The sequence below is a fragment of the Acinetobacter chengduensis genome (assembly GCF_003664645.1).
Lineage (GTDB): Bacteria > Pseudomonadota > Gammaproteobacteria > Pseudomonadales > Moraxellaceae > Acinetobacter > Acinetobacter chengduensis.
Window position 1 is genome coordinate 84,462 of sequence record NZ_RCHC01000006.1, and the last position, 25,322, is coordinate 109,783.

A 25,322-nucleotide genomic window follows, 5' to 3' on the forward strand; every position below is an offset into this window, starting at 1 on the left:
TTAAACAATAAAAAGCTCAAAACAACACTAACCACAGCCATATTTTAGCTCAATATCAGGCTCATCCCATTTAGAGGAATTTCGCTATGGATATGTCCAAAGATTTAACACAAGGCTTAGCCCAAACACAGCAGTTTCATCGCCAATACGGCGCCAATGCACTCCTACCAGAAATCTGCTGGACTGAAGTTTTTGATCACAGCACCTTAGCACCCGAACAATTACAAGCACTAGATGTGCTGTATCAAAGTGCTGTCCCCCTAGCACTTCAGGTATTTGAAGAACTAAATTTTGATGTATTTACACCTGCAGCCTATAAACCACAAGGTTTAGGTTTATTTGATCGATTGGCCGAACAAGAGCAAGCCCTTTTGGCACGCTTACGCGCAGAGTCTAAACACCTAGATGCGGCGGTGCATCATCAGATTTGGAGTATGTTACTGCGTGGTGGTGCGGTATTAGTCTTTAAAGCATGGCTGGGCAAAGTCAAAACTGGCCACAACCAAATAGATACCACTCAGTTTGATGAACTGTCTGACTTACTGTTTATTAAGACCTCACCTTTTGAGTTGGCCCAATATCTAGATGTCGACATCAATTCGACCCAAGATCATATTTTCCTGATGCAAGGGCAAGAGGTTTATTTGGATCGTTTTAATAGCCTCGAAACGGCGGCACTATTTGTCGACCTTGGCGTATATGATGCAGCCTTTTTAAGCCTACGCGATGACCATGTAGCAGCTTACTTAAAGAGCAAAGGCTATGTGACCGATGAACAAATTGAAGAACTGCAATGTGCTTTAAATCCACTGTTTTGTACAGATTTGAATCCAAAACAAAACTACGTGGTTTAAGCCTAGCCGGATATCACTATAGCAAAGCAACCACATAAAAAAAGACCTCATTCGAGGTCTTTTTTCTGCGATCTATGCTAGGCATGTCACAGCAGATTTACATTTTTTTATCTTCAATATTTAAAGCATTAATCGCCAATACTGCTTGAGTACGATTTTGTACACCCAATTTACGGAAAATTGCGGTGACATGCGCTTTAATGGTCGCTTCAGAAACATCTAATTCATAGGCAATTTGTTTATTTAACAAACCTTCTGCCACCATCATCAGTACACGGAACTGCTGTGGCGTAAGTGACTGAATACGTTCTGCCAATGCAGTTTCATCTGCTGCACGTGGGTCGAAAGCGGCGCTGTTTGGCAAATTAGGTGGCAACCAGATATCACCTTCCAACACTTGACGAATGGCTTCACCAATATGGCTTGGATGTGCTGATTTTGGAATATAGCCCATAGCCCCATGTGCAATTGCACGATGAATAATTGAAGATTCTTCATGCGCGGAAACCACAATAATTGGAATCGCAGGATACTGTGCGCGGACATGTACCAAGGCAGAAAAGCCTGATGCACCGGGTAAATTTAAATCGAGTAAAACAAGATCTGGCTCTGCGCCACTTTCTAAACGTTCATAAAATTCATTAACTGCAGCAGTCTCATGAATTTGAGCCTGAGGTAGACTATAACGAACAGCCTGAATTAAAGCATGACGAAACAATGGGTGATCATCAACGATTAAAATATTCATAAGCAGCGTAAGAGATCTTGTGCACAATAGCCCTATTCTAACCACACAAGCTCTATTTAGGATATGCAGGAACTCACTATTTTTAAAAGAATATGCTTTTTTTCACCTGAATTTACCCACTTTTTGATAATTTCTTTAAATCTGGATTTCTAATCTTTTTTTTATATAAAATTTATCAACGACATGAAAATGCTTAGCTACTAAAAATATAAATTTAAATTTCAACTAATTAATACCTATTTATCTACTTTAACAGTGCTTAAAAACATATATCTCAAAAACAGATAACTTTTCGTATTTTCCTTATTTTACAGAAATTAGCCTGTCGGCCTTAATGAATATTATTCCGAGCTAACCCATTTTCAGGTTAAAAAATGTCAAATGTAAGTCTACAAAAACCACTGAATATTGTTGCTGTTTCAGGTGGTCTTAATAATCCTTCAAAAACTGAAGCCTTGGTTCAGGCGATTTTAGATGAACTGGCTGATGCTACACCAATTAATGTACATTTTATTAAATTTAGTGAAATTGGCCATTTATTAGGTGGTGCAATTTACCGTAATCAATTACCTCAACGCGTACAAGATGATTTGGCCGCTGTAGAAGCTGCCGATGCACTGATTGTTGGTACACCAGTTTACCGTGCGTCATTTACGGGCTTATTCAAGCACTTTTTTGACTTTGTAGAACAAACCGCATTGGTTGATGTACCGGTACTATTGGCCGCATCTGGTGGCTCTGAGCGTCATGCACTGGTACTTGAGCATCAGTTACGTCCATTGTTTAGTTTCTTCCAAGCGCAAACGCTCCCAATTGGCGTATATGCCACAGATCGCGACTTCACACCTGAATACACCATTCATAGTGAATTACTACGTGAACGTATTACTTTAGCCGTAGCACGTGCTTTACCTGTGCTTGAATGGGCACCTGCCAAAGGTCTTCGTGCAGAAGCAGTTAAAGAAAAATCTCAACAAGCCAATCAAAACTTGGGTATTAACAAACAAATTGAACAAGCCGAAGTTTTACCTTCAGCCGCAGTGCCAAGTTTAGATGCTGCTGAAGCGCGTTTACATCATAAAAAACCAAAAACACAAGTCGCTTAATCTTGAGCTCATTCGAGGGTATATGCCATGTCACAGAATAATCAGAACATCATCTTTGCATACTGGGTTCCTAATGTAAGCGGTGGCTTAGTGGTAAGCCAAATTGAACAACGCACCGATTGGAGTTATGACTACAACGTCCGTTTAGCGCAAGCTGCTGAAAAAAGTGGTTTCGATTATGCCTTAACGCAAATCCGCTTTACGGCTGGCTACAATGCTGAAAATCAGCATGAGTCCGTCAGCTTCAGTCATGGCATATTGGCCAAAACAGAGCGCCTAAAAGTCATTGCGGCCATTTTACCTGGCCCATGGAAACCTGCGCTGGCCGCTAAACAGCTGGCAACGATTGACCATCTGACCAATGGCCGTATTGCCATTAATGTGGTGAGTGGTTGGTTCCGCGGTGAGTTTGATGCGATTGGTGAAGAATGGCCCGAACATGATCAACGCTATGCGCGCTCAGAAGAGTTCATTCGTAGCTTAAAGGGTATTTGGACACAAAATAACTTTAGCTTTGATGGTAAGTACTATCAATTTAATGACTATACATTGAGTCCAAAACCGCTACAAAAGCCTCATATTGAAATTTTCCAAGGTGGTAGCTCACGCGCAGCCCGCGATATGGCTTCACGGGTTTCGGATTGGTACTTCACCAATGGCAATACCCCTGCGGAGCTGAAAAAACAAATTGATGATATCCGCGAAAAAGCCAAGCTCAATCACCATCAAGTAAAAATTGGGGTGAATGCTTTTATTATTGCCCGTGATACCGAAGAAGAAGCACAAGCCGTGTTGCAAGAAATCATTGATAAAGCCAATGTAGAAGCCGTGAATGCCTTTGGTGATGCTACCCGTGAAGCTGGTGCGTCCACTCAAGAAGGTGAAGGTAACTGGGCAAAATCAAGCTTTGAAGATTTGGTGCAGTATAACGATGGCTTCCGTACCAATCTGATTGGTACACCACAACAAATTGCCGAACGTATTGTAGAGCTCAAAGGCGTTGGCGTGGATTTAATTTTATCGGGCTTTTTACACTTTATTGAAGAAGTCGAATACTTCGGTGAAAAAGTATTGCCATTGGTGCGAGAGTTGGAAGCACAGCAGCAAATTCCAGCAAAGACGGCCTCAGTCGCTTAGCAAACTCAACACACCCTAATAACGACTATAATTTTGGCAATTGTGATTTGTTCCTCCAAGGCTCGGCTTGGAGGATTTTTTATGACTAAGTATTATTTATTCGCCTTCAGTTTTGAATCCTCACAGTCTTGCTTCAAACGTTGCATGGCATCGGGTGCCATCGGTGCTGTCATCATGCCACGGTAGTTAATACATTCTGGGCTTTCTGGCATAACTTTAGGCTGAGTACTTGCACAGCCATGCATCAGCATAGGCGTGCAACTCAAAAAAAGCATGGAAAATATGTTTTTCATCCTAAACTCAAAAAGACAGTTGGCTTTCAAGTGTATACCGCAGCTCTGTGCTAGCCTGTTTTTAAAACGTAAAATTCCAGCACAAATTTCAGTACCAAAACCATAAAATCCATTTACACTTAAAACGCTCCACATTCAGCTCAAAGGAAATCTGCAGATGTACACAGGCATTGTTCAAGGCTTAGAAAAAATTCTAGAAATCCGCCAAGGGGATGGCTTTATTACATTGGTCATTTCCAATGATCATGATTTTTTCCATGATGTGTTTATTGGAGCAAGTGTTGCGATCAATGGCACATGTCTGACTGCAACGCATATCGATTTAGCCGCCAATCAAGTTCATTTTGATGTTTCTAATTTAACCCTCAGCCTCACAACATTAGGCCAACTCAATACAGGTGATGAAGTTAATATTGAGCGCTCTTCCAAAGTGGGTGCTGAAAATGGTGGCCATAATTTGTATGGTCATATCGAAGGCACAGCCACAGTTAAGCAACTGAGTCGCACGGGTGAAACCGTACATATTGATATTGAAATTCCACAGGGCAATATCAAATACTTTTTCTTAAAAGGCTTTATTGGCCTCAATGGTTGTAGCCTCACGGTGAACCGTGTAGATCGCGACGCCTCAGAAATTTCAATTGATTTGATTCCCGAAACGTTGCGTCTAACCACTTGGAAGGATGTTAAAGCAGGTGATCCCATTAACTACGAAATTGATCAAACCACACGTACTTTGGTAGATACCTTAGAAAATATTCATCGTAAATAGTAATTTTAAAAATATAAAAAAGGGCTTCATCTATGAAGCCCTTTTGCCTACTTTCATTTAAGAATAAAAACTTGGATCAGGCACTTTGTCTGTCAAAATCCACTCGCCAATTTCCTGATATTTATAATCGACAGGATCGTGCAAAGTCTGTGTACGCACATTGCGCCAAAAGCGGTCTAAATTCAGTTTGGCTGTAGTGGCACGTGCCCCCATCACTTGGAAAATATTTTGCGTAATATTTAACGATGCATTGGTGGCTGCAATTTTTGCGGTGGCAATTGCAACAGACACTTCACCACGCTGTTCTGCTGTTAAGTTTTCTCCCACATCCCACGCTGCTTGCAAACGCTCAATCGCTTTGTGTGCCAACAAACGGACACCTTCTAGCTGTACATAAAAATCTGCAAAGTGTTTTTGCGTATAGGGGTCATTCACTGCATTTTCAGCTAAAGATTTTGACCATGCCTTTTGCGTTTTCACTGTCTCTATTGCAGTTTGGTAAGCACCTTCGGCCACACCCAAAAATAGATGTACAAAGATCAGTTGCGCGATCAATGGACGCAAGCTGGAATACGGCGTACTAAATGGTCCTGGGTTTAATAACAGCTCACTTTCATGAATTTTTACCTGCTCAAAATGACTGGTCCCACTGTCTGTCTGACGTTGCCCCATATTATTCCAGTCACCTAAAAAGCTTACGCCTTCACGTGCAGTAGGAATCACCCCAATAAGTAATTTACCTGCCTCGTTATAACCTGAACACAATAAAATATCGGAATCGATAGAACCTGAGCAAAAGCTTTTATCGCCCTGAAAGATATATTCTTCTGGTGCAATTTTTACAGCAGTCGTACGACGGTCTAAGGGGTTTAAGGTATTGCCCCAAAATAAATCTTGCTCTGCGGTTTGTTTAAACCATGCACCATATTGCTCAGGCTGTGCAAAGAGCTGCACGGTAGCAATCAATAAGTGATGGAAGCCATACACATGTGCCAATGAGCTATCCACACGTGCAATGGTTTGGATAGTTTTAAAAATCTGTTGCCAGCCTGCATCTTGGCCACCATATTCACGCGGAATAGACAACGCCAACAAGCCACTTTGACGGATTAAATCACGCTCATGCTTTGGATTTCCGCCCTGCTTATCGCGTACCGCCGCTGTTTTTGCAAACTCATCAGCCAGTTGTTGTGCAATCTCTAAAGGGTCTACCGTCAAAGGCGTTGAAGCATTCATATTATTCAAATCTAATGTTCTCGTTCTATTCAAGCTTAACAGAGCACCTATGCTTGATTTATATCAATGCCTGCTGTACTTATTCAAAAATTAAAAATGCTGCCATGACAGCAGCATTTAGGGCATATAGCATCGCAATTGATCATCACCAAGCCTGACCAAAAGCTAAACATACCAACTGGCCTAGCCTTTAGATTGAACTTCCGCAATCAGCTGATCTACTACGGCAGGATCTGCTAAGGTCGAGGTATCGCCTAAGCTGTCTAACTCATTGGCTGCAATTTTTCTTAGAATACGGCGCATAATTTTACCTGAACGGGTTTTAGGTAAAGCAGGTGCCCAATACAAGGCATCAGGTGTCGCAACAGGACCTAATATTTTACGTACCCATGCAACCAATTCTTTGCGCAACTCCTCAGATTCAGCTGCATCAGCTTGTAAGGTGACAAAGGCACATATCCCTTGTCCTTTAATGTCATGAGGCATGCCCACTACAGCCGACTCCGCGACCAGTTCATGCGCCACCAAAGCACTTTCTATTTCTGCGGTGCCCAAGCGATGCCCTGAGACATTCAATACATCATCTACACGGCCTGTAATCCAGTAATAACCATCTTCATCTCGGCGTGCACCATCCCCCGTAAAATACGTGCCTGGATAAGTAGAAAAGTATGCTTCAATGAAACGTGCAGGATCACCCCAAATAGTGCGCATTTGCCCTGGCCATGAGTCCTTAATCACTAAGTTGCCTTCCACTGCACCCTCTAGCTCTTTGCCTTCGGCATCCACAATGGCTGGTTGCACGCCAAAAAATGGCCGTGTCGCGGAGCCGGGCTTCAAATCGGTTGCCCCCGGCAATGGTGTAATCATGAAACCACCCGTTTCGGTTTGCCACCATGTATCTACAATTGGACATCGGCTTTCACCCACCACGGTGTAGTACCAGTTCCAAGCTTCTGGATTAATGGGCTCACCTACCGAACCTAATAAACGTAAACTACTGCGGTCACTTTCACGTACAAAGGCATCGCCTTCTCGCATCATGGCGCGAATGGCCGTAGGCGCTGTATATAGAATGGTCACATTGTGCTTATCAATTAAATGTCCTGTACGTGCCCATGTTGGATATTGAGGCACTCCCTCAAACATCACTGTTGTGGTGCCATTCGACAATGGCCCATACAGCACATAAGAATGTCCAGTAATCCAGCCCACATCCGCCGTACACCAAAATACATCGTCTTGCTTGAGGTCAAAGACTTCACGGAAGGTGGTGTTCACATAGGTTAAATAGCCCCCTGTGGTGTGTAATACGCCTTTGGGTTTTCCTGTAGAACCTGATGTATATAAAATAAATAGTGGATCTTCTGCATTCATCGGCTCTGGTGGACAAATGTCATTTACCGACATAATTTCCATGTGGTACCACAAATCACGCTCAGGCTTCATATCAATTGGATTACCTGTGCGGTGTACCACCATCACATGCTCAACTGAGGTCGTTCCCTCAATGGTCAGAGCCTCATCGACATTCTCTTTTAAAGGAATAGGTTTGCCTCCACGCATACCACAATCCGCAGTAATCACCATTTTGGCTTGGCTGTCTTCAATACGACTGGCCAATGAATCAGGTGAGAAGCCCCCGAAGACCACGCAATGCACTGCGCCAATACGGGTACAGGCCAGCATTGCAATCGCTGCTTCAGGTATCATCGGCATATACAGCACCACACGATCACCTTTGCCTACACCATGCTTTTTTAGTACATTGGCAAAACGGCAAGTTTCATCATGGAGTTCTTCAAAAGAAATAATTTTATGCCGTGAAGGATGATCCCCTTCCCAAATAATTGCGGGCTTATGTGGATGCTCCTTTAAATGCCGATCTAAACAATTGGCGCTCACATTGAGTTGACCATCAGCAAACCACTCAATTTTAAAATCGTCCTTTGCAAAGCTGGTATTTTTGACTTGGCTAAACGGTTTAATCCAATCTAAACGCTGTGCTTGTTCCGCCCAAAAAACCTCAGGTTGCTCAATAGATTGTTGATAGCGCTTAAAGTACTCAGCCTCCGTTACGCGGGCAGTTTTTTTGAAGCTTTCAGGTACAGGATATCTTTCTTTCATATTTTACTTCCTTGCTCTTATGCATCTCATCACGAGATGTGCTGCCATTTTTTTACTGTTATTTATGGTGCTTTATGCAGTATTGCGCTTATTTTTTATACGGATCAATCATGCTTTGGTCGCAGCTTGATGCTTTCATTTAAACCATAAGCAAGCGACTCAATTCAACAATTTTCGATCTGATTTTTATATCTGAACAGTCGAATTACTTTTATAATACAGCTGATATTGCATGTTTTTTTGTCAGTATATTTATCTATGCACACTTAAAATATGCCTTATTGTTTTCTTTATTTTCTCTGTTCAGCACTGGCATAGCCCATGAATCCACAAGAATCTTCGCCTTTTTTCTCACGTAATCCTCAGCCTGCACCAGACAATCCATTATCATTTAACGGTCGCTTTGGACGCCTGAGCTTTATTGCTTGGTATGTATTTTTTAACATTGTGATGTTTTTCATAGGTATCGGCTTAAGCTTATTCACAGGTGTTTTTAACCTGACAAGTTTGCGTCTAGACAGCCAGCTCTTTCAGGCGCTTGCCAACACGACTGGGCTAAGTTATTCCCTACTCTTTTTGGTCTATCTATACTTTTTTATTGTGCTGGTGAGTCGCCGCTTACATGATCTGAATAAATCTGGCTGGTGGATGCTATTGCTCTTCATTCCCGTGCTGAATATTCTTTTTCTTTTTTATCTCTTATTGGCTGCAGGTAACACAGGCCCTAACCAATATGGTTGGCCACGTGCAAGTGCCATTTGGGAAAAAATTTTGGCATGGCTGATGATTATTTTGACCATACTCAGCATCTTGGCTACAGGGAGTCTTGTGTCATTTATGATGGGATCAGGTCAAATTGAAACACCACAAGAAGCGATTCAAAAAAGTACCGAATATTTTTAAGCCAACTACAAACTTTGAGCAAAACTACACAGAATACCTTGTATTTATCAGTTAAGTTCTTGCTCAATTTAAGGCAAAATACAGAAAACTTTTATCAATCGGAATATTCGTGGCCGAACAAGCAAATGGCTTGAGTAACGTCGCTCAAGACACCACTCAACTTCTACAAGACGCAACCGAAAAGACGGCGCAAACAGTGTTACAGCACACTGCAAAATATAATGATGCATATAGCACCATTGATAAATTTATCGATGGTTTCTGGGAACGCGTTCCCTATATTTGTATTGCGCTGTTAGTGTTTACCATCTTTTATTTATTCTCAAAAGTATTCAAGCTATTTGTCCGTAAAGCCCTCTCTGAACGCTCTTATACCAAACAAAACTTAGTTTTAGTTTTAAACCGTGTGGGTAGTTCAGCAATTCTATTTTTCGGCTTCCTCATTGCGATGGTCATTGCCATTCCGGGCTTCACACCGGGCCAATTGATGAGTGCCTTGGGGATCGGTTCTGTAGCGATCGGTTTTGCATTTAAAGATATTTTTCAAAACTTGTTGTCTGGTATTCTTATTTTACTCAGTGAACCCTTCAAAATTGGCGATGACATTATTGTGTCAGGCATGGAAGGGACTGTTGAAGATATTCAAATTCGTGCGACATTCCTTCGCTCTCCAGATGGTCGTCGTATCGTCATTCCAAACGCGACGGTTTATACCAGCGCTGTGACTGTAAATACAGCTTACCAACGTCGTCGTTGCGAATTTGTGGTGGGCATTGGTTATGAAGATGATATCCAAAAAGCCAAAAAGGTAATTTTGAGCATTTTAGACAAAAACCCAGCGATTTTAAGCCAACCGGGTTTCGCGGTGAACGTCAATGCTTTGGCGGATTTCTCAGTGAATTTGAATGTGCGATGGTGGGTCGATACCACTGAAACCACCACAGCAGCTTCCGTGAGTGAAGTTCAAGAGCAAGTGATTGAAGCCTTCACTCAACACGGTATTTCTATTCCTTATCCTGTACAGGAAGTGAAAGTGTTCCGTGGCGAAACTGAGGTTGTATCAGAGACTAAATAAGCGCCCTAACACATAGGGAATCACTGTTTCTGTGCGAATTATACGGTTGCCTAAGCTGACTGCTTGGCAGCCGTTTTTTATGAGCAAATCAATCTCGTATGGGATAAAGCCACCCTCTGGGCCAATAATAATGCTACAAGCATGGCCAATTCCCGCTGGCATGCGCTGCTCAACATAAGGATGTGCAACAAAGGCCGGTCGATCCGCAGAAATCAGCGTAGGTAGTATATCTTCCACAAAAGGTTTAAAGCGCTTATGCAGTTGAATTTGGGGCGCTATCGTATCACCAGCTTGCTCCAGCCCTAAATCTACATAGTGACTTAACTGCTGTAAAAATGGCGTTTGCCAATAGCTTTTATCTACACGATAGCTGTGTAGCAGAATGATCTTTTCTACACCCAGCGTGACACTGTCCATAATTAAACGACGTAGTACTTTAGGCCGTGGCATCGCTACAATTAAGGTCACAGGTAATTTTGCAGGCACAGGCTCTTCATGCAGGGGCTTAAGTTGAATCTGCTGTTCAGACACACTCATCACTTCTGTTAAATAGCGTTTACCTTCACGTATACCTACTTTCAGCGTATCACCCACTTGCACATCCACATGTGTGCCTAAGTGTTCGAGCTGGCGTTTTGCGCTAATAATCCAAAGCTCAGATTCCGTTTGACGTGGATCAAGCAAGACGATGTTCATAAAAATTCTCTTACTCAGTTCAATTGGATACGCGAAAACGTCATCTACAACTGTTCGAGGCAACACTCAATATAATCACTCAAATTTCTGCGATTATTTTGTTAGACATAAAAATTCGACGAGTTTTGTGACTGACAAATGGTTTTGTTAGTTTTGCCTAAACAAAAGAAAAAGAACAGCTCCAACAATTAAATGAATCATAACAAGACTCCGTCGTGCCTATTCATTCATCTATTTAAAGCATCAACTCATTTGAATCATTGTTGAAAAAAATCAAAGATACTGATCAATCACCTGAATATGTTTCTGAAGTGATCCCATATTCTTCTGCATGATCGCTTGAGCGGCTACATTTAAGACCTGTGCTTTTTGCACATTTTCTAAAAGCTCAAACAGTGCCTTGGCAGCCTGTACAGCGTCTTGAACCACTTCAACACCTTGTACCGCCACAAACTCATCCACGATGGTTTGAAAGTTAAAATAGTTTTTGCCTAAGACGGTTGGCACCTGCAATGCAATCGGCTCTAAAATATTATGCCCGCCACCAGGTTCATTCAGCGACCCACCCACAAAGCAGGCTTGGCTTAAAGCCAACCACAGCCAAAGCTCGCCCATACTGTCTGCCAAATACACTTGTGTATCGGGCAAAATTGCTTGTGCCAAACTTCGGCGCTGTGTGCGTAAGTCCAAAGTCTGTGCGACTGCAAAAACCTCATCAAAGCGTTCTGGATGGCGTGGCACTACAATACAGAGTAGTTCTGGATGGCGCTGTAAATACGGTTTTAATGCAGTTAAAAGCGTCTGTTCTTCAGGTGCATGCGTACTGGCAATGGTCAGAATTTTTCGGCCCGCCAAAGCCCAATCTGCTTTTAACTGTATAGCCTGCTCAACGGCATGTGGTGGGGCATGAATATCAAATTTAATGCTCCCCACCACCTGACTACGTTCAGCTTTTGCACCCAAGCCAATAAAGCGTTCTAGTGCGGCCTGATCCTGTGCCAATAACTGATCCAGCCCCTGTAGCATTGGACGGGTTAAACTCGGCACTTTGCCATACCCCTTGGCCGACTTTTCGGACAAACGTGCATTTATCAATATGCATGGTACTTGTAGCTGTTTGGCTTGATCGATGAGATTTGGCCACAATTCAGTTTCAACCAAAGCCAACAATTTAGGCTGATATTTTTCAATAAAATGTTTAACCAAATGCTTTTGGTCAGCGGGCAAATAAACGGCTTGAAATAGCGCTTCATAAGGCGCTTTTACAAATAAAGATTTGGCACGGGCCTGCCCTGTTTTTGTCGTATTCGTGACTAAAACGGGATGTCCTTTTTTAAGATAATGTTCTATTAAAGGTTGAGCAGCATTGGTTTCACCAACAGACACCACATGAAACCAAATGGCATGCAGATTTTTGACGGGCTGAAATGGGCCAAAACGCTCAAGACATTCCTGCTGATACTGCGCATCATTGTCGGCACGTTTTTTAATACGAGAGCGATACAAAGGCTTAATAAGTGAAAGCGCTGCGTTATACCAAAAAGGAGTAGCCAAATAGAATGCTCGGATGCGAATAGTCTCGCAGAATATAACAGAGCCACATCAACTTGTTAATCGATGCGGCCCAAAACTATTTGATTCGATAGCGGTGCGCTAATTTAGTCTTGTACGTGACCTGCACCAAATTTATCCTGCAAACTTGGATAATCAATATAACCTTCCGCAGTTTGCGAACCAATCATATTTTCAAAAACCAGTTCGTTTAAAGGTGCATTTTGTACAAGACGCTCAAACAAATCTGGATTGGCAATATAAGCCTTACCAAAAGACACCGCATCCGCTTTTGATTTTTCAAGCAGATCAATTGCATCATCACGGCTTAACTTCATATTCGCAATATATGGCACACCGCCTGAACGCTGTTTTAAATATTCACTGATACTGTCATTGGCCAAATATTCACGGGTAAAGAAAAATGCGATCTTACGCTGACCCAGCTGCTCTAATGCATAACCAAAGGTTTCACGTGGATCATTATCACCCATATCATGCTCGTCGCCACGTGGTGCCAAATGTACGCCTACACGACCTGCGCCCCAAACCTCAATTAAGGCATCCACCACTTCAAGCAATAGACGCGCACGGTTTTCAACTGAACCACCGTAAATATCATCGCGTAAGTTAGTTTTGGTTTGTAAGAACTGGTCAATTAAATAGCCATTGGCTGCATGTAATTCTACACCGTCAAAGCCTGCCTCTTTGGCACGAATAGCCGCTTGCTTAAATTGCTCAACAATCGCTTGAATTTCGGCAATTTCTAAAGCACGTGGTACTACATATTCACGTTTTGGACGCAGTAGGCTCACATGACCTGCCTGTTGTACAGAACTTGCTGAAACAGGTGTTTCGCCATTGAGTAAATCTGGATGTGATACACGGCCGACATGCCACAGTTGCGCTACAATTAAGCCACCTTTCTCGTGCACAGCCTGAGTAACTTTTTTCCAACCTTGCACTTGTGCATCACTAAATAGACCTGGGGTATTTAAATAACCATTGGCTTCTTCAGAAATGACCGTTGCTTCTGAAATGATTAAACCTGCACTTGCACGCTGTGCATAATACTGCGCCATCATCTCAGTAGGCACACGATCAGCTGTTGCGCGACTTCGAGTCAAAGGCGCCATCACAACACGGTTTTTAAGATGTAAATCGCCAAGAATTAAAGGAGTGTTAAATTCAGCCATGCTTGCCTCTTTACTCACGAATATTGATATCGATTTTTTGAGATCAAAGTGAGTTTTGTAAGAAATCAATATATTGCTGAATAAGCACTTCATTGCGTGAAAAATAAGACCATTGTCCGTATTTCTCTGCTTTAATTAAGCCAGCCTGTTGCAGTACCGACAAATGATTGGACATTGTCGATTGCGAAACATTACCGAGTTTTTCAATATTGCCTGCACATACCCCACGGTTAAAACCGCCACATTGTTCTTCAGACAAAAACTGCTCTGGCGCTTTCAGCCATTCCAAAATCTGCCTTCGGGTTGGGTTTGCCAGTGCTTTAAATATTAAATCGATATCCATGATTCAGACCAGTTGAATGAACTCATAATAAAAGCAACACAAAGCGTTATCCAGCTTCTAGACTTAATATATCGTATTTTTCCGATTTTAATATCGATTTTTCTAGATATATTATAAAGAAACTGAAAACGCTTTGTTTTTAAATAAAATTTAAATTAAAGACCTTGCTTTAAGCTGGCTTCAATAAACTTATCTAAATCACCATCCAATACTGCACCTGTGTTTGAACTCTCAACACTGGTACGTAAGTCTTTAATGCGTGAGTCATCCAAAACGTATGAACGAATTTGACTGCCCCAACCGATATCAGACTTGGTATCTTCTAAAGCTTGTGCTGCATCATTACGTTTTTTCATCTCCAATTCATAGAGTTTTGCACGTAATTGTTTCCAAGCATGGTCACGGTTAGCATGTTGTGAACGCTGGTTCTGACACGCCACCACAATACCCGTTGGTGCATGCGTCAAACGTACCGCAGAGTCAGTTTTGTTAATGTGCTGACCACCCGCACCTGATGCACGGTAAGTATCTGTACGAACATCCGCAGGGTTGATTTCAATTTCAATATTGTCATCAATCTCAGGCGAAACGAAGACTGCAGAGAATGAGGTATGACGACGGTTACCCGAGTCAAATGGTGACTTACGCACTAAACGGTGTACGCCTGATTCAGTTCGTAACCAGCCGTAAGCATACTCACCTTCTACACGGATCGTTGCAGATTTAATCCCTGCAACATCGCCGTCAGATTCTTCCATCACTTCAGCTTTGAAACCATGACGTTCGATCCAACGTAAGTACATCCGAAGTAGCATAGATGCCCAATCTTGAGCTTCAGTACCACCAGAACCTGCCTGAATTTCGACATAGCATGGGTTCGGGTCCATTGGATTGCTAAACATGCGACGGAATTCTAATTTCGCAAGTTCTTCTTCAGCAGTCGTTAATTCTGCTTGTACGTCAGCCAATAAGCTTTCATCTTCAGCTTCTACGGCTAAATCCAGCATGGCTTGTGCATCGTCTAATTGCTCAGACAAACCTTCAAGTACATTAATGACATTTTCAAGCTCGCCTTTTTCTTTGGCCATGGCTTGTGCGCGACTTTGGTCATTCCAAATCGCTGGATCTTCTAATTCACGGAGAACTTCTTCTAAACGCTCTTTCTTTAGATCGTAGTCAAAGATACCCCCGTAGCGTTTGACCACGTTCGTTTAAGTCTTTTAGCTGGAGTAGATAAGGATTAATTTCCACGCGAATTCTCTCAAATCAAAATTTTGGCTTAAATAGCCCGCAATTATAGCACAGACCGTTTATGCAATTTCAGCCCCGCCATGCGAATCATCGATTGACTTTGGTGCTTACTTTATAAACAATACGCACGCTTTTGAAGCATTTGCTGCACTTTTTTTACATACAAAACTAGGATAATAAACAATGAATAAATTATTCATCGCATTGAGCTTAATGGGTTTAGCAACGACAAGCTTTGCTTATAATGGCCAAGTCGAAGGGGGATATACATTTCGTGATTTTGATAGCAATGCTGTAGACACTTCTGGATTGTTTGAGCTAAAAGGCACCTTTTACTTTGAAAATGTAAATAGCAAAGGTCCTTTAAATGAAGCTGCTTTCTTGGGCCATAATAGCAATGTATATTTGGGCTATGGATATGACTTTACTAAATTTAATCCAGTATTAGGTCAAAGCACAAAATATGAAACCAACCTTTTATCAGCAGGGATTGAGTACTTTGTTGATCAATTCTATGTCAATGCTGAATTAGGCTATGGCCAAGATTCAGTTAAACCACCGAAAAAAGACTATGATCTTTTTACCTACCGAGCGCTTGCGGGTTATATGCCAATTTCAAACTTGCTCTTGGCAGCAGGGATTGATGGTTACAATAGCGATTTTCCAAACTCAGATGACACCCGTTTTGCAATCCAAGCAAAATATGTCACACCAATTAGTAATGGCAACACGATTAACCTAGAAGCTGCCGCTGAATTCGGTGATATCGACGAAGTACGTTTAGGTGCAGACTACTACTTTAACCCAGCATTTAGTGCTGGTATTGGCTATGAGTCTATCGACTACAGTAACAATACGCCTGATGAAGATACCTTCCTCATTCGTAGCAAATACTTCATCAATCCAAACTTGGCAGTAGGTGGTGCAATTGGTTTTGGTGATAACCTAAACACCTACAATATCAATGCGACTTTACGCTTCTAATCGTCTAAATTTGCAGTGAAATCGCATAAAAAAGACACGTTTTAAGCGTGTCTTTTTTTCTGAAAAGAAAATGAGCGCGCTAACAATTTTGCTCAAAAAACCAACAAAAACAATTAAATTCACAAAAAATCCTTAATTTTAATAAAACTAAACATTATATTTTTTAACCTATTATTCAATAACATAATGAATTTATTTTACATAAAATTACCGTGGAAACATTTCTGTAACTTTGAACAATTTGACGGCGCTAAAAATTTCTCTAGACTAAAACTTGTAACAAAAAATGTATTTATTCAGGCAAATTTCAGAGGGGTATGATCCATGAAAAAATTAGCACTTGCTTCAGCACTACTTTCAGTTGTTGCAATTACAGGTACTGCTCATGCATACCAAGCCGAAGTTGGCGCGTCAGCAGCGTATGTTGATCCAGACAATGGCAGTTCAGGTAGCGAATTTGGTGTAAATGGTAAATATTACTTCAAACCAGTTCAAACTCGTAATGCTCCACTTGCAGAAGCAGCATTCCTTGACCGTGCAAGTAACGTGAGTGCACATGCAACATTTGCAGACCGTGGTGATGTAGATGACAACACTTATGGCGCTGGCGTTGAATACTTCGTGCCAAACTCTGATTTTTACTTAAGTGGCGATATTAGCCGTAATAATTTAGAAGTGAAAACACCGCTAGGCAAACGTGACTTCGACACTACATATTATGCAGCTGAAGTCGGTTACCTCCCAGCACCTGGTTTCTTGGTGGCTGCGGGTGTGAAAGGTTATGACAACGACAACGACAGCGGTGCAGATCCAACGATTCGTGCCAAATACGTAACAACTCTAAGTAACGGTAAAGACATCAACTTAGAAGCTGGCGCTTCATTTGGTGATCTTGATGAATTCAATGTGAAAGCAGATTACTTCATTGATAAAACGTTCAGCGTTGGCGCAGACTACTACAACAACGATCTAACTGATCGTAGTGAAGTGGGTATCAATGCACGTAAATTTATTAATCAACAAGTGAGCTTAGAAGGTCGCGTTGGTTTTGGTGAAGCTGGCAAAAATGATTACAACTCATTTGGTGTAGCAGCGAAATACCGCTTCTAATCCAAACAAGTTTCCCCATAAAAAAACCGCTCTTAAGAGCGGTTTTTTTATGCTGCCTTAAACCTACAGCGATATAAACCCTGCCCGACTACTGCTCCAAATGTAAAACTCTGAGCTGTAAGTTGGTCACACCATTAAACGTGTTTTTATCCAGTTCATATACCAAACGAATTTGTGATTGCATTGGATCATACTGATATTTATCAGCTGCATTAAATGCAATCGCATCGATGACTTGACCTGAAGCCAAAGCCAAACGTAATTTTAAATGTGTATCTTTTAACCAACGATAATCGACCACTTTAAAAAAGCCATCAAAAATAGGGGCTGGGAATTTTTGCCCCCAAGGACTGAGGTTTTGTAAAAGATCGACCGTTTCAATATTAAAAACCTGCTCAGGCAACTCACCATCTGTCCACAAGACTGCTTGGAATAGCTGTTCATCCTGCGTAGCCATGAGCGCCTCAAAAGCTTGCTTAAATTCTTCAAAATGCTCTTTGAATATACTTAAGCCCGCCGCTGCCGCATGTCCACCAAAATGACTGATCAAATGCGGATGTTGCTCTGCTATTTGTTCAATACAATCTCGGATATGAATACCTTCAATTGAACGCGCCGAACCCTTAATATGTAGTCCATCTTCATCCGAAGCAAACACGATACTTGGTCGATGAAACTGCTCTTTTAAACGCCCTGCCACAATCCCAATTACGCCTTGATGCCAATGTGGCTCATACATAATGAGGGCTGCTGGTAAGTCTTGTGTATCCAGTTGAATCATTTCTAACTCAGCCAAGGCTTCTTGCTTTATTTTGCCCTCAACTTGGCGACGTTCCATATTTAATTGATTCAATTGCTGGGCCAAAGCATAGGCATGGTTTAAGTCTTGTGCCAATAGACACTCAATTCCAATGTCCATGGTCTCCATGCGTCCTGCGGCATTAATCCGTGGCCCAAGCACAAAGCCTAAATCTTGTGCTTTAAGGCTTGCAGGGTCACGGCCTGCTATATCTAACAACGCGCAAATTCCCGCACGGCATTGCCCTTGCTGGATGCGCTTTAAGCCTGCATCAATCAAAATCCGATTGTTATAATCTAAACTTGCGACATCGGCATAAGTGCCCAATGCAACCAAGTCTAAATATTGCACCACGGCCGCAGTGGATTTTCCAAGTTGTTTACGGTGGGTCGCCAAATTGGCCAATACATAAAAAGCCACCCCCACACCTGCTAAAGCTTTACTTGGAAATGGACATCCGAGCTGATTCGGATTGACCACTGCCTCTGCATCAGGCGTAGGTTTAGTGGTTAAATGGTGATCTGTAATAATCACCTTCATGCCATGCGCTTGCGCTTGCGCAACACCTGTATGGCTGGAAATACCATTATCGACGGTAATCAGTAAATCTGGGGTATAGGTACAAAATGCCAGATCGGCAATCGCAGGCGTTAGGCCATAGCCATATTTAAAACGATCAGGGACTAAATACTCAACCTGTGCTCCCATCTGCCGAAGTACCAAGACCATCAGTGCGGTACTGGTCGCGCCATCCGCATCATAATCGCCCACAATGACAATCTTCTGTTGCTGATCTATGGCTTGATCAATAAGCTGAATGGCTTGCTCTAGCCCTTTCATTTCAGGCGCAAGTAAAAATTTAAGTTTTAAATCTAATTCTTGTTCTGACCTGACACCACGACGTGCCAAAATTTCGGCAATAAAGGGCGCAACGCCCTGAAAAGATTCAGGGCGCGACAATAAAGGTCTATGTTTTATCAACATCTTTGGCATTAAGGCATTAATCTTTGAAGAGTCCAGACACCATCTACTTTTTCATAGCTTAGGCGATCATGCAAACGGTTTGGTCGGCCTTGCCAAAATTCATAATGATCTGGCTGTAAACGGTAACCCCCCCAAAATTCTGGCTTATTCAGTACTGCTTGACCTTCTACCCGATCATGTAAACGCTGAAAGCGATCTTGAAGCTCTTCACGACTTTCAATGACACCACTTTGCGGCGTACTAATATGCGCAGCAATTTGACTGTCACGTGGGCGCTTGTGGTAGTAGTCTATTGATTCAGTTTCATCAATTTTAACCACACGCCCGCTCACACGAATTTGACGCTCTTGCTCTTGCCAATAAAACAACAATTCCGCATACGGATTTTCAGCAAGATCATTGCCTTTTTGGCTGTCGTAGTTGGTATAAAAATCATAACCCAACACGGTTGCACCGCGCAGCAAGACCGTCCGTACATGTGGACGACCTTGCGCATTGCACGTTGCCAAAGACATTGCATAAGGCTCAGGTAATTGAGCCTCTAATGCGTGATTAAACCAAGCCAAAAACTGCTCATGTGGATCCATATTCACTTGATCTTCATGTAGCTCCGCTTTTTGATAACTCAAACGTAGCTCACTTAAGTCTTTAATCACATCACTCACAGCACGACTCCCAATTAAATAGCATTGGCACGAACAGCATCCGCCAAATGATGAGCCAAAGCGGTTACTTCTGCCAAGTCATCTCCTTCAACCATTACACGGATCACAGGCTCTGTACCTGATTTACGAATTAATAGACGACCTCGACCTTTCAACTGCGCTTCTGCTTTTTCAAACTCAGTCACTAAAGCAGGTACAGCGTACGGGTCAAACATCGCTTCTAAGCGCACATTCACCAATACATTTGGTAAAAGTTTAAAGCCTGCAACCAATTCATCTAACGCTTTTTGTTGCTCAACCATCACCGTAAGCACCTGTAAAGACGCAATAATCGCATCACCTGTGGTGCTCTTGTCTAGCGTTAAAATATGGCCCGATGGTTCGCCACCAGTCACCCATTTATTGTTATCTAAAGCTTGAAGTACATAACGGTCGCCAACTTTCGCACGAACAAATGGAACTTCTGCTTTATCTAAAGCAATTTCCAGCGCCATGTTACTCATGACTGTACCCACAATCCCTGCTGGCTTATGTGTACCTTGCGTCGCTAAGATATACAGAATATGGTCGCCGGTAATCTGCTCGCCATTTTTGTCGACCATAATCACGCGGTCTGCATCACCATCAAAAGCGATCCCTACATCTGCACCATGCTCAATCACTGCTTTTTGCAGATTTTCTGGATGTGTAGAACCGCAGTTTTCATTGATGTTCAAACCTGTTGGCTCATTATAAAGCGCAATCACTTTGGCGCCCAATTCACGATAAACAGATGGCCCTACGCTGTACGCCGCACCATTGGCACAGTCCACAACAATTTTTAGATGAGATAAATCTAAGTGATATGGAAAGGTTGATTTACAGAATTCGATGTAACGACCATTGGCATCATTCACACGCACGCTTTTACCCAAATTAGCCGTGTCTTCAATCACCATATCGAGTTCAATTTCTTGATTGATTGCATCCTGCAATTCATCAGGTAATTTTTTACCTTCACTCGAGAAAAATTTAATCCCGTTATCAAAGTAAGGGTTATGCGATGCAGAAATGACAATACCTAAGCTGGCATGCAATGCACGTGTCAAATGTGCAATTGCAGGTGTTGGAAGTGGCCCCAACAAATGCACATAAACACCGGCAGCATTTAAGCCCGCCTGCAATGCGGCTTCTAAAATATAGCCTGATAGACGTGTATCTTTACCCAAAACAACAATTGGTTTGCTTTTTTTACTTGTACGTTTTAAAACTTTCCCTGCGGCAAATCCCAGTTTTAATGCAAACTCAGGTGTAATAGGAAGTTCCCCAAACTTTCCACGAATACCATCAGTACCAAAATAACTCATTTTTTACTCACTTTCTTATTCACGTGCGGTGATATTTATCAGCCGATTTAAACTCAAAATACTTTACACCAAAAACAAAAAAAGCCGTCATATTAATGACGGCTTTTCGAGTAAATACTACTAAAAATTAACCAACACGATAGTTCGGCGCTTCTTTAGTAATAGTTACATCATGTACGTGTGATTCAGACATACCTGCTGAAGTGATCTTAACAAACTTCGCATTTTGACGAAGATCTTCAATCACTGCAGAGCCTGTATAACCCATTGAAGAACGTAAACCGCCCATCATTTGGTGAACGATATTACCCATAGGGCCTTTGTATGGTACGCGACCTTCAATACCTTCTGGTACTAACTTCTCTGCGCCTGCTTTAGCATCTTGGAAATAACGGTCTGCAGAGCCTGTAGAGCCTGCCATTGCGCCCAATGAACCCATACCACGGTATGCTTTGTAGTAACGACCTTGGAAGAATTCGACTTCGCCAGGTGCTTCTTCAGTACCCGCAAGTAATGAGCCAACCATAATTGTGCTTGCACCCGCGCCAATCGCTTTCGCCATGTCGCCAGAGAAACGGATACCGCCGTCAGCGATCAATGGAATTTGATCTTTTAGCGCGTTTGCAACAGAGTCGATTGCAGAAATTTGTGGCATGCCAATACCAGCAACAATACGTGTTGTACAGATTGAACCAGGGCCAATACCTACTTTAACTGCATCTGCACCCGCATCAAGCAGTGCCAGCGCAGCATCACCAGTTGCAATGTTACCGCCAATCACTTGAACTTGAGGATAGTTTGATTTTACCCAACGAACACGTTCGATGACGCCAGCTGAATGGCCATGTGCGGTATCTACAACAATCGCATCTACACCTGCTTCAACCAATGCTTCAACACGGCTTGGTGTTTCAGCACCTGTACCTACTGCCGCACCTACACGTAAACGACCTAAGTCATCTTTACAGCTATTTGGATAGCTTTCTGCTTTACGGAAATCAGTTACCGTAATTAAGCCTTTAAGCTCGTTGTATTCACCAACAACCAAAACTTTTTCAATGCGGTGCTTTTGTAGTAATGCTTGAATATTTTCTTTAGATTCACCTTCGCGTACAGTCACTAAACGGTCTTGACCGGTCATGATGTTGCTTACAGGTTGTTCTAAATTAGTCACAAAACGTGTATCACGGCCTGTCACAATACCAACCACTTTGCCATCTTTTACAACGGGCACACCGCTGATGTTGTTGGCTTGTGTAATTGCGATCAGATCACGAACAGAAGTTTCTGGCGTTACAGTGATAGGATCCTTCACCATACCCGCTTCGAATTTTTTCACACGGCGTACTTCTGTAGCTTGAGCAGCAATATCCATGTTTTTGTGCAAAATACCAATACCGCCGTTTTGCGCCATCGCAATGGCCATACGTGACTCAGTCACTGTATCCATAGCTGCTGAAACAAGAGGAATGTTTAAATTAATGCCGCGAGTGAATCGTGTCTTTAATGAGACATCTTTTGGGAGGACAGTCGAGTAGGCAGGGAGTAATAAGACATCATCAAAAGTCAAAGCGTCTTGAACGATGGTCAACATAACAGTCTCACTGGTAATTTCCGTGCGCTATTATAAACAAAAATTTGCTTTTTATTCATGCCTATTTCAAGCAATGCAGATTTTTTTTGTCAAAAGTGAATATTAATTTTTTTATTACTCTCTCAACTATTGATTTTATCGTGCTTTATTTGAAGGTTTTTACTTTTTTAAAAATCTCAATTTTTATGTTACAAGAGCGAAGTGCTGGCTTCACTCTTGTGGTGGTGGTTGATTTAACTCACTTGATCAAAATGTTCAGCTGGCGTGGTCTCTATAGCCAGTAATGGAATTAAATTATATGCCCGACGTGCTTTATTACATTGCACATCTGCAATTTGGACATCCTTACAAGATTCACTGCGCTGGTGATACACCCCACAACTCACGTGTTGACCAATTTCTCCTTGTAGGGCGATACAACGTGGTGAGCTTTGATTCGTTCCAACCATACATGAATATACCGCCGTCACTGGCTCTGTATAGTGCTCGGGTAAATTCAAACCCTCTGCCCAGTAAAATGAGACCCTAAAAAAGGCGCAACAGGCGCCACAACTTAAACACGCATCCTGTGTTGGAACTTGAGACAACATTTTTTACTATTCTCGTCATCTAAAACATTAATTTTTGGACGAAAAATTTTAAAAAATGCTGATTTTCAACTCAATATTTTTCTTTGAATACCACGTTCATTATTCTGGGCAGGTAAAGACCGTTTCATCCATTAAATCAATACCGCATTCCAGCGTTTCAATCCAATCTAAAAATTGATTAATTTGCGTTTTGCCCACAAATGGAGTGCCATGCTGTGGCACGATCATTTCGACATCCATGGTACGAACCATTTGTACCCATAAACGAATAACTTTGTTCGAACACATATAACGTTGATGAAAGCCTTTCATTTTTGGAATATGCGCCGCAAAGTTTTCTAATGGTTTTGAGGCATCTTCCACCATAGATGCACCCATATCACCAGAAAATAAAATTTTGGCAATCGGGTCATAAAACTGGAAATTACCCACCGAATGTAGGAAATGCGCAGGCACAGCAATAATCTTACTTTCACCTAAACTAATCACCTGACCATGGTCTGGTAATTCGATCAAACGATCTAACCAATTGCCCTTCATACGATCACTCATAAATGAAGAGTTTAAGTGCGGTAAGAAACGTGCCCATAGCTTTGATGCCACAATTTTGGCATCGGTATAAACCAACCAACGTGGCATTGAGGTAATAATATCTGGATCTTGATGCGATGCCATCACCAAATCTAAATTGGTCAAACGGGTATACTTGTTTAGCTCCATAGTCAGAGGCACATAAGTCAAATCACCCCCTGGATCAAGTACCGCAGCACGACCATTATCAATAATCAGGAATTGGTTGGCCTGTACACCTTCACCTTTAACCAAACTGGTAAAGCTGATGCATTTATGGATGCCATTATCAAATAAGACCTGCGATGTAGTACGTTCAAAAGCCATACCAATTCCCCAAAATTTTCTTTTAAAAATTGAATTTATATATACGTCTACGATATAGAGATTTAATTAAAGTTACAACAAGCAAAACAGACTATATTGTCTGAAATATCAGTGAATTGGTTCACATTTATAAGCAAAAAATCCTGAGCTTTTAACTCAGGATTTAATTGAATATTATTTTTATATATTATGTTTAAAATAAATAATGTTGTGTCAAAGCAGCCACACCAATCACCAAGAACACCAATGCGCCGATTTTATGAATTAAAGAAATTGGAAGTTTTTCTGCTAACTTATTGCCAATAAATACGGCAGGCGCATTCACTAACATAATGCCTAGCGTCGTCCCCAAAGTGACCCAACCAATACTGTCAAAACGCGCAGCTAAAGCCACGGTTGCAATTTGGGTTTTATCTCCAATTTCTGCCAAGAAGAACAACACAAAGGTCGCACCAAAGACGCCATATTTTTGCCATTTGTTAATGCTTTCAGACTCATCATCTAACTCATCTGGAATTAACATCCAGCCAGCCATGGCAATAAAGCCTAAAGACACAATCCACAATAATACTGTTGGACTCAGTACGGTGGTAATCCATTGGCCTAAAACAGCAGACACACCATGGTTAACCACAGTGGCTAAAAAAATAGCAGCCAGAATAGGAAGAGGTTTTCGAAATTTTGCGGCAAGCAGTAAGGCAAGAAGCTGTGTTTTGTCACCCATCTCTGATAGAGCAACAACAGCGAGGGAAATAAAGAAAGCTGATAACATGATGCATTTCTCTGGCTAGCAATAACATATACCAATGACCTATCCCTCCTGCTAGCCAAATGTGCAGAGTGATAAATCAAAGGTCTTGCCAACAAAAGAAAGCTTTAGGAAGCTCATTTGGTTCTTTGCTATGATGACCATGCTCGTTTTAGAGCAAATATGTTGACCATCACCTGTTCAAGCTGAACAGCGGCTACTCCCCAATGAAGTGTGTTCATTTTAAGCTGTGCATAGAAAATTTTCAATCTTCTGCCCATTAAATTTACACATGTAAAAACACCCTGCCGTAGCAA

24 protein-coding genes and 1 riboswitch are annotated in these 25,322 nt (G+C 41.9%); of the genes, 8 read left to right on the top strand and 16 right to left on the bottom strand.

Going from position 1 to position 25,322, the window contains the following annotated elements:
• The first annotated feature begins 86 nt into the window (after positions 1-86).
• Positions 87-854 (top strand): hypothetical protein, encoded by a 768-nt coding sequence (locus tag D9K81_RS07005; RefSeq protein ID WP_120374905.1) that lies wholly within the window; start codon positions 87-89, stop codon positions 852-854.
• Between the two features lie 97 nt (positions 855-951).
• Here the strand turns inward: D9K81_RS07005 and D9K81_RS07010 are convergent, their stop codons facing one another.
• Entirely contained in the window at positions 952-1,602 is a 651-nt protein-coding gene (locus tag D9K81_RS07010; protein WP_120374906.1) for a response regulator, read from the bottom strand.
• Positions 1,603-1,976: 374 nt separating this feature from the next.
• Between D9K81_RS07010 and msuE the strand changes: the two genes are divergently transcribed.
• Together msuE and sfnG are read left to right on the top strand one after the other, a co-directional pair.
• Positions 1,977-2,708 carry an FMN reductase gene (gene msuE / locus D9K81_RS07015; protein ID WP_120374907.1) on the top strand — a complete coding sequence of 244 codons (732 nt, stop codon included), beginning with the start codon at positions 1,977-1,979 and terminating at the stop codon, positions 2,706-2,708.
• A gap of 27 nt (positions 2,709-2,735) precedes the next feature.
• A complete protein-coding gene (gene sfnG / locus D9K81_RS07020; RefSeq protein ID WP_120374908.1) occupies positions 2,736-3,845 on the top strand; it encodes a dimethylsulfone monooxygenase SfnG in 1,110 nt (369 codons plus the stop codon).
• Positions 3,846-3,937: 92 nt separating this feature from the next.
• Here the strand turns inward: sfnG and D9K81_RS07025 are convergent, their stop codons facing one another.
• Entirely contained in the window at positions 3,938-4,138 is a 201-nt protein-coding gene (locus D9K81_RS07025) for a hypothetical protein (protein ID WP_120374909.1), read from the bottom strand.
• Positions 4,139-4,295: 157 nt separating this feature from the next.
• Between D9K81_RS07025 and D9K81_RS07030 the strand changes: the two genes are divergently transcribed.
• Entirely contained in the window at positions 4,296-4,910 is a 615-nt protein-coding gene (locus D9K81_RS07030; protein ID WP_120374910.1) for a riboflavin synthase subunit alpha, read from the top strand.
• Between the two features lie 57 nt (positions 4,911-4,967).
• Here the strand turns inward: D9K81_RS07030 and D9K81_RS07035 are convergent, their stop codons facing one another.
• Positions 4,968-6,146, bottom strand: coding sequence for an acyl-CoA dehydrogenase family protein (locus D9K81_RS07035; protein ID WP_120374911.1), 1,179 nt, complete (start codon positions 6,144-6,146; stop codon positions 4,968-4,970).
• A 183-nt stretch (positions 6,147-6,329) separates the two neighbouring features.
• Positions 6,330-8,273, bottom strand: a complete 1,944-nt coding sequence (gene acs, locus D9K81_RS07040; RefSeq protein WP_120374912.1) for an acetate--CoA ligase — start codon at positions 8,271-8,273, stop codon at positions 6,330-6,332.
• 321 nt (positions 8,274-8,594) lie between these two features.
• Here acs and D9K81_RS07045 point away from each other — a divergent pair, with 321 nt between their 5' ends.
• Entirely contained in the window at positions 8,595-9,176 is a 582-nt protein-coding gene (locus D9K81_RS07045) for a DUF805 domain-containing protein (RefSeq protein ID WP_120374913.1), read from the top strand.
• Between the two features lie 109 nt (positions 9,177-9,285).
• Positions 9,286-10,251 carry a mechanosensitive ion channel family protein gene (locus D9K81_RS07050; RefSeq protein ID WP_120374914.1) on the top strand — a complete coding sequence of 322 codons (966 nt, stop codon included), beginning with the start codon at positions 9,286-9,288 and terminating at the stop codon, positions 10,249-10,251.
• On the opposite strand, the gene D9K81_RS07055 is transcribed toward D9K81_RS07050, so the two are convergent.
• The 5 genes from D9K81_RS07055 to prfB form a co-directional block, all read right to left on the bottom strand.
• Positions 10,237-10,947, bottom strand: coding sequence for a 16S rRNA (uracil(1498)-N(3))-methyltransferase (locus tag D9K81_RS07055; protein ID WP_120374915.1), 711 nt, complete (start codon positions 10,945-10,947; stop codon positions 10,237-10,239). The genes D9K81_RS07050 and D9K81_RS07055 overlap by 15 nt on opposite strands.
• A 273-nt stretch (positions 10,948-11,220) precedes the next feature.
• Complete coding sequence (locus tag D9K81_RS07060) at positions 11,221-12,501, bottom strand: 3-deoxy-D-manno-octulosonic acid transferase (protein ID WP_120374916.1); 1,281 nt, start codon at positions 12,499-12,501, stop codon at positions 11,221-11,223.
• 104 nt (positions 12,502-12,605) lie between these two features.
• On the bottom strand, positions 12,606-13,694 hold the full coding sequence (locus tag D9K81_RS07065; RefSeq protein ID WP_120374917.1) for an alkene reductase: 1,089 nt from the start codon (positions 13,692-13,694) through the stop codon (positions 12,606-12,608).
• A 43-nt stretch (positions 13,695-13,737) separates the two neighbouring features.
• Positions 13,738-14,037, bottom strand: a complete 300-nt coding sequence (locus D9K81_RS07070) for an ArsR/SmtB family transcription factor (RefSeq protein ID WP_120374918.1) — start codon at positions 14,035-14,037, stop codon at positions 13,738-13,740.
• A gap of 155 nt (positions 14,038-14,192) precedes the next feature.
• Positions 14,193-15,288 (bottom strand): peptide chain release factor 2 gene (prfB, locus tag D9K81_RS07075; protein WP_120374919.1). Its coding sequence is split into 2 segments (ribosomal slippage): positions 14,193-15,215 and positions 15,217-15,288, totalling 1,095 coding nucleotides; the frame shifts between segments, so codons are not numbered across the junction.
• A 183-nt stretch (positions 15,289-15,471) separates the two neighbouring features.
• Between prfB and D9K81_RS07080 the strand changes: the two genes are divergently transcribed.
• Both D9K81_RS07080 and D9K81_RS07085 read left to right on the top strand, forming a co-directional pair.
• A complete protein-coding gene (locus tag D9K81_RS07080; protein WP_120374920.1) occupies positions 15,472-16,272 on the top strand; it encodes a putative porin in 801 nt (266 codons plus the stop codon).
• Positions 16,273-16,596: 324 nt separating this feature from the next.
• On the top strand, positions 16,597-17,382 hold the full coding sequence (locus D9K81_RS07085; protein ID WP_120374921.1) for a putative porin: 786 nt from the start codon (positions 16,597-16,599) through the stop codon (positions 17,380-17,382).
• 88 nt (positions 17,383-17,470) lie between these two features.
• Here the strand turns inward: D9K81_RS07085 and recJ are convergent, their stop codons facing one another.
• The 7 genes from recJ to D9K81_RS07120 form a co-directional block, all read right to left on the bottom strand.
• On the bottom strand, positions 17,471-19,174 hold the full coding sequence (gene recJ, locus D9K81_RS07090) for a single-stranded-DNA-specific exonuclease RecJ (protein ID WP_120374922.1): 1,704 nt from the start codon (positions 19,172-19,174) through the stop codon (positions 17,471-17,473).
• Entirely contained in the window at positions 19,174-19,830 is a 657-nt protein-coding gene (gene pdxH / locus D9K81_RS07095) for a pyridoxamine 5'-phosphate oxidase (RefSeq protein ID WP_120374923.1), read from the bottom strand. Before pdxH ends, recJ begins: the two co-directional genes overlap by 1 nt.
• 14 nt (positions 19,831-19,844) lie before the next feature.
• Complete coding sequence (gene glmM / locus D9K81_RS07100; protein WP_120374924.1) at positions 19,845-21,176, bottom strand: phosphoglucosamine mutase; 1,332 nt, start codon at positions 21,174-21,176, stop codon at positions 19,845-19,847.
• 127 nt (positions 21,177-21,303) lie between these two features.
• A complete protein-coding gene (gene guaB / locus D9K81_RS07105; protein ID WP_120374925.1) occupies positions 21,304-22,770 on the bottom strand; it encodes an IMP dehydrogenase in 1,467 nt (488 codons plus the stop codon).
• A 233-nt stretch (positions 22,771-23,003) separates the two neighbouring features.
• The gene (locus tag D9K81_RS07110; protein WP_120374926.1) at positions 23,004-23,360 is read right to left on the bottom strand and encodes a YkgJ family cysteine cluster protein; all 357 of its coding nucleotides are present in this window, start codon (positions 23,358-23,360) and stop codon (positions 23,004-23,006) included.
• 99 nt (positions 23,361-23,459) lie between these two features.
• Positions 23,460-24,257, bottom strand: a complete 798-nt coding sequence (locus D9K81_RS07115) for an oxygen-binding di-iron domain-containing protein (protein ID WP_120365493.1) — start codon at positions 24,255-24,257, stop codon at positions 23,460-23,462.
• 193 nt (positions 24,258-24,450) lie between these two features.
• A complete protein-coding gene (locus D9K81_RS07120) occupies positions 24,451-25,029 on the bottom strand; it encodes a TMEM165/GDT1 family protein (protein WP_120374927.1) in 579 nt (192 codons plus the stop codon).
• 74 nt (positions 25,030-25,103) lie between these two features.
• Positions 25,104-25,243: riboswitch (yybP-ykoY riboswitch) on the bottom strand.
• Positions 25,244-25,322 lie beyond the last annotated feature (79 nt).

Coding starts and splice junctions, on each gene's coding strand:
- D9K81_RS07005 (WP_120374905.1), top strand. CDS start 87: ATGGATATGTCCAAAGATTTAACACAAGGCTTAGCCCAAACACAGCAG.
- D9K81_RS07010 (WP_120374906.1), bottom strand. CDS start 1,602: ATGAATATTTTAATCGTTGATGATCACCCATTGTTTCGTCATGCTTTA.
- msuE (WP_120374907.1), top strand. CDS start 1,977: ATGTCAAATGTAAGTCTACAAAAACCACTGAATATTGTTGCTGTTTCA.
- sfnG (WP_120374908.1), top strand. CDS start 2,736: ATGTCACAGAATAATCAGAACATCATCTTTGCATACTGGGTTCCTAAT.
- D9K81_RS07025 (WP_120374909.1), bottom strand. CDS start 4,138: ATGAAAAACATATTTTCCATGCTTTTTTTGAGTTGCACGCCTATGCTG.
- D9K81_RS07030 (WP_120374910.1), top strand. CDS start 4,296: ATGTACACAGGCATTGTTCAAGGCTTAGAAAAAATTCTAGAAATCCGC.
- D9K81_RS07035 (WP_120374911.1), bottom strand. CDS start 6,146: ATGAATGCTTCAACGCCTTTGACGGTAGACCCTTTAGAGATTGCACAA.
- acs (WP_120374912.1), bottom strand. CDS start 8,273: ATGAAAGAAAGATATCCTGTACCTGAAAGCTTCAAAAAAACTGCCCGC.
- D9K81_RS07045 (WP_120374913.1), top strand. CDS start 8,595: ATGAATCCACAAGAATCTTCGCCTTTTTTCTCACGTAATCCTCAGCCT.
- D9K81_RS07055 (WP_120374915.1), bottom strand. CDS start 10,947: ATGAACATCGTCTTGCTTGATCCACGTCAAACGGAATCTGAGCTTTGG.
- D9K81_RS07065 (WP_120374917.1), bottom strand. CDS start 13,694: ATGGCTGAATTTAACACTCCTTTAATTCTTGGCGATTTACATCTTAAA.
- D9K81_RS07070 (WP_120374918.1), bottom strand. CDS start 14,037: ATGGATATCGATTTAATATTTAAAGCACTGGCAAACCCAACCCGAAGG.
- D9K81_RS07080 (WP_120374920.1), top strand. CDS start 15,472: ATGAATAAATTATTCATCGCATTGAGCTTAATGGGTTTAGCAACGACA.
- D9K81_RS07085 (WP_120374921.1), top strand. CDS start 16,597: ATGAAAAAATTAGCACTTGCTTCAGCACTACTTTCAGTTGTTGCAATT.
- recJ (WP_120374922.1), bottom strand. CDS start 19,174: ATGCCAAAGATGTTGATAAAACATAGACCTTTATTGTCGCGCCCTGAA.
- glmM (WP_120374924.1), bottom strand. CDS start 21,176: ATGAGTTATTTTGGTACTGATGGTATTCGTGGAAAGTTTGGGGAACTT.
- guaB (WP_120374925.1), bottom strand. CDS start 22,770: ATGTTGACCATCGTTCAAGACGCTTTGACTTTTGATGATGTCTTATTA.
- D9K81_RS07110 (WP_120374926.1), bottom strand. CDS start 23,360: ATGTTGTCTCAAGTTCCAACACAGGATGCGTGTTTAAGTTGTGGCGCC.
- D9K81_RS07115 (WP_120365493.1), bottom strand. CDS start 24,257: ATGGCTTTTGAACGTACTACATCGCAGGTCTTATTTGATAATGGCATC.
- D9K81_RS07120 (WP_120374927.1), bottom strand. CDS start 25,029: ATGTTATCAGCTTTCTTTATTTCCCTCGCTGTTGTTGCTCTATCAGAG.